Annotated in this window: 5 protein-coding genes; 3 read left to right on the top strand and 2 right to left on the bottom strand. The window is 72.8% G+C overall.

Annotated elements, in window-relative coordinates:
• Positions 1 to 157 precede the first annotated feature (157 nt).
• Positions 158 to 778 carry a TetR/AcrR family transcriptional regulator gene (locus tag DZF91_RS26675; protein WP_199486913.1) on the bottom strand — a complete coding sequence of 207 codons (621 nt, stop codon included), beginning with the start codon at positions 776 to 778 and terminating at the stop codon, positions 158 to 160.
• 177 nt (positions 779 to 955) lie between these two features.
• Between DZF91_RS26675 and DZF91_RS26680 the strand changes: the two genes are divergently transcribed.
• Positions 956 to 1,492 (top strand): GNAT family N-acetyltransferase, encoded by a 537-nt coding sequence (locus DZF91_RS26680; protein WP_199486914.1) that lies wholly within the window; start codon positions 956 to 958, stop codon positions 1,490 to 1,492.
• Positions 1,493 to 1,567: 75 nt separating this feature from the next.
• Here DZF91_RS26680 and DZF91_RS26685 read toward each other — a convergent pair whose 3' ends face one another.
• On the bottom strand, positions 1,568 to 2,062 hold the full coding sequence (locus DZF91_RS26685; RefSeq protein ID WP_117359930.1) for a hypothetical protein: 495 nt from the start codon (positions 2,060 to 2,062) through the stop codon (positions 1,568 to 1,570).
• A gap of 319 nt (positions 2,063 to 2,381) precedes the next feature.
• On the opposite strand from DZF91_RS26685, the gene DZF91_RS26690 reads away from it, so the two are divergent.
• Both DZF91_RS26690 and DZF91_RS42980 read left to right on the top strand, forming a co-directional pair.
• On the top strand, positions 2,382 to 3,071 hold the full coding sequence (locus DZF91_RS26690; protein ID WP_235834590.1) for an HAD family hydrolase: 690 nt from the start codon (positions 2,382 to 2,384) through the stop codon (positions 3,069 to 3,071).
• A gap of 109 nt (positions 3,072 to 3,180) precedes the next feature.
• Positions 3,181 to 3,579, top strand: a complete 399-nt coding sequence (locus DZF91_RS42980; protein WP_117359931.1) for a cold-shock protein — start codon at positions 3,181 to 3,183, stop codon at positions 3,577 to 3,579.
• The last annotated feature ends 103 nt before the right edge of the window (positions 3,580 to 3,682 follow it).

The raw sequence follows: 3,682 nt of genomic DNA on the forward strand, positions 1-3,682 counted from the left end.
CACCGCCGCGGGCGTCGCGGCCCGGGCGGCGAGCGCGGTCAGGTCGGCGGGCACGGGCGCGACCAGCTCGGGCCGCGCCGCGAGCAGCGCCCGCAGCTCGTCGTCGTCGCGTCCGCGCAGCCAGTCCGCGAAGCTGTCCACCATGACCGGCGCGGGGTCAGGAGGAGGAGGGCGCGCGGTCCAGGTGCACCAGGCCGAGGCCGAGCCGGGCCCAGCCGGCGACGAACCGCTTCTCGTCGATGCGGGTCGGCGGCTCGTACATCGACTCGTTGGCGAGCCAGTAGTTCACCACCGCGCCGCCGAGGATGGAGGCGATCGCGGCCCAGTCCTCGTCGGCGTCCGCGAACTCGGGCTGCTGGGAGAGCCAGGTGGCGATGCCGTCGTAGAGCGGGTTCACGATGCCCTCGCGCATCTCCGCGACCAGGTTGGGGAACTGGTCCAGGTCGCGGAACAGCACGCGGATGAGGTCCTGCTCCTCGCGCATCTTGGCCAGCCCGGCCTGGCAGGTCATCCGCAGGCGGACCTCCAGCGGCCGGCCCTCGTACTGGACGGCCTGGTCCAGGACGTCGCTGACCTGCTGCCGGGTGCGCTCGATGTGCTCGCGGATCGCGGCCGAGAGCACCTCCTCCTTGGACCGGAAGTGCCGGTACAGGCCGCCCGCGCCGGGCGACAGGCCCGCCGCCGCCTCGATCTCGGCGACCGACGTCGCGGCGTAGCCCCGGTCGGCGAACAGCCGCAGCGACTCGGCCACGATCCGTTCGCGCGTAGAAGTCGTCATCTCAGTGTGTCCCCTCCGCCTGAAAGGCTAAGGCATCCCGGCGGACCGGGCGTGCCTTCACCCCGTCGCGCGCGTGGCCGAAACCCCGATCTCCGGGTCCGGTCCCGCCGCCGACGACTAGAGTCGTTGGCTTCGTGCCCCCGTCGCCGGGAGGGGCTGGAGCGAGAAGGGCCGTCCATGGCGCTGTCCCCGCGGACCGGAGGCCGGACGGCCTTCCTGCCCGAGGATTTCGTGGTCCCCACCCTGGTCGCCGGGCAGGGCTTCCGGATCCGTCCGATCACCGTCCACGACGCGATGCGGGACTACTTCGCGGTGATGGACAGCCTGCCCGCGCTGCGTGAGCGGTTCCACGCCGACTGGGGCTGGCCGCAAGCGGACCTCACCGCCGAGCAGGCCCTGGTGGACGCGGCGTGGCTGCAGAAGGAGGCCCAGCTGCGCCGCCAGTTCGCCTACGTCGTGACCACCCCGGACGAGGAGCGCCAGCTCGGCCGCATCCACGTGCTCCCCGCCGAGCCGGACGCGGCGGACGGCGCCCAGGCCGTGCTGCTGTTCTGGGTGCGGTCCGGCGGCGACCATCCGGGCCTGGCCAAGGAGCTGGCCGACTTCGTCCGGCACTGGGTGGACGCGGCGTGGCCGTTCGAGGCCGTCCGCGTCCTGGACCCGGACGGCGGGCCCGCCGAACTGGTCGCCTCGTCCCCGCTCGAGGCCTTCTGACGCCACGGCGTCCGGTTGCGGGCGGGGGCGGCCGGGAGGTCAGCGGACGCGGCGGACGACGGCGACCACGGGAGGTCAGCGGACGCGGCGGACGACGGCGACCACGATCCGGCCGATGACCAGGTAGACCACGGCGGCGAGGCCGTAGTTCACGGCGACTCCGACCTTGGGGTTCTTCGGCTGGAAGACGTCCTTGAACTGCCAGGCCAGATCGTCCGCCCAGATGCCGATCCGGTGCACCAGGGCGTTGCCGGTGTTGGCCTCGAACGCCACGAAGACGATGTGGACGGCGAGGATCAGCACCACCACGGTCGTCACGATCGAGATGAGCGTCACGAGCCAGGAGACCGCGCGCTGCCTGGCCGCGGCGACGCCTCCGCCTCGGCGGGACGGACTTCCGTCGTCGCGGGGCGGACCGATCCGCCGGGTGCGGTCCGGTCCGCCGGTACCCGTGCCGGAGGGGCCTGTGCCGCTGGACGGGAGGGTGCGGTCCGCTCCCCGCGCGCCGGGGGCGTCGGTCCCGCCGGGGCCGGGGCCGGTGCGGGACGCGGAGTCTCGCTCTTGGGTCATGGGGCCCTCCTTGAGCCGCGCATGGAACTTTTGGGACAGGTGTTTTCCCTGGTGGCCGGGTTGGCGGGGTGGGTGGCGGGGATAACTCCAGCAGGCACCACCACAACACCGCACCGGTGCGGAACCGGCCGCGTACACAGCTCCCGCGCTCTCCTACTCGGATCCCGTCGCATCGCCACTACCGGGAGAGCGCGGGTACGCGTGTCCGGGGACGGCTCGTCCGAGGTCAGGGTTCCGTCCGCGCGGGCGGACGCGAGGGGCGGGCGGCGCACGGCCGCCACCGGCGAAGCCGTCATACTTCCCCTTTACCCTGTGACGCGTGCCGTACCAAGCGCCCTTCGCCATCGGATTCGACCTCGACCTGACCCTCGCCGACACCCGGGCGGGCATCGCCGCCGTCTACCGCGCGCTCTCCGCGGAGACCGGCGTGCCCATCGACACCGACGCCGTCGTCCGGCGGATCGGGCCTCCGCTCGAGGAGGAGATCGCGTACTGGTTCCCGCAGGAGCGGGTGCCGGAGATGGCGGCCCGCTACCGCGCGATCTACGCCGGGATCGCGATTCCCGCGACCGTGCTGATGGCCGGGGCGCGCGAGTCCGTCGAGGCGGTGCGGGCCCTGGGCGGACGGGTCGTCGTGGTGTCCGGCAAGAACCAGGCCGACACCGAGCGGACCGTCCGGCACCTGGACCTCCCGGTGGACGTCACGGTCGGCGGACTGTTCGGCCCGGACAAGGGCGTGGCGCTGCGCGAGCACGGCGTCTCGGTGTACGTGGGCGACCACCTGGGGGACGTGGACGCGGCCCGCGCGGCGCGGATCACCTCGATCGGGGTCGCGACCGGCTCGTTCGACGCCCCGGCGCTCACCGACTACGGCGCGGACCTCGTCCTGCCCGACCTGCGCCCATTCCCGGATTGGCTGACCGGCCGTTACGACGGACGAAACGCTAACGGTCATCCGGAAGGGCGTCCGGACGGATATTCGGATGCCGTCCCGGACGTTCACCGGTAGCTTCGTTCCGCTGCCACGCAAGGGTTTCCGGAGTCCGGCACGTGTTCTCCGGCAGTCGGCGAGGCACTAATCTTGAGGGCCAACCCAAAGCGAGCTAGACGAGGTTCCCGTGCCCACTGGCAAGGTCAAGTGGTACGACGCCGACAAGGGATTCGGCTTCCTCACCCGCGACGACGGCGGGGAGGTCTTCGTGCACTCCTCGGCGCTTCCGGCCGGGGTGACGGCGCTCAAGCCCGGCCAGCGCGTCGAGTTCGGCGTCGTCGAGGGCAGGCGGGGCCAGCAGGCCCACCAGCTGCGCGCGCTGGAGACCCTGCCCTCGGTGGAGAAGGCGATCGCCCGGCAGAAGCGCAAGAAGCCGGACGAGATGGTCGTGATCACCGAGGACCTCATCAAGCTGCTGGACGGCATCTCCAACACCTACCGGCGGGGCAAGCACCCGGCGCCCGCCGAGGCGAAGAAGATCGCCACCGTGCTGCGCGCGGTGGCCGACGACCTGTCCGCCCCGTAGGCGCGTCCGGCGCGGGCGTGTCGGGCGCGGGCGCGACAGGCGGACGGGGCCGGTTCCGCTAGCGGAGGTCGCGCGCGCCGCGGGCACGGCGCGCAGCGGAGCG

It is taken from the genome of Actinomadura logoneensis, assembly GCF_003428695.1.
In the GTDB taxonomy this organism is placed as follows: domain Bacteria; phylum Actinomycetota; class Actinomycetes; order Streptosporangiales; family Streptosporangiaceae; genus Spirillospora; species Spirillospora logoneensis.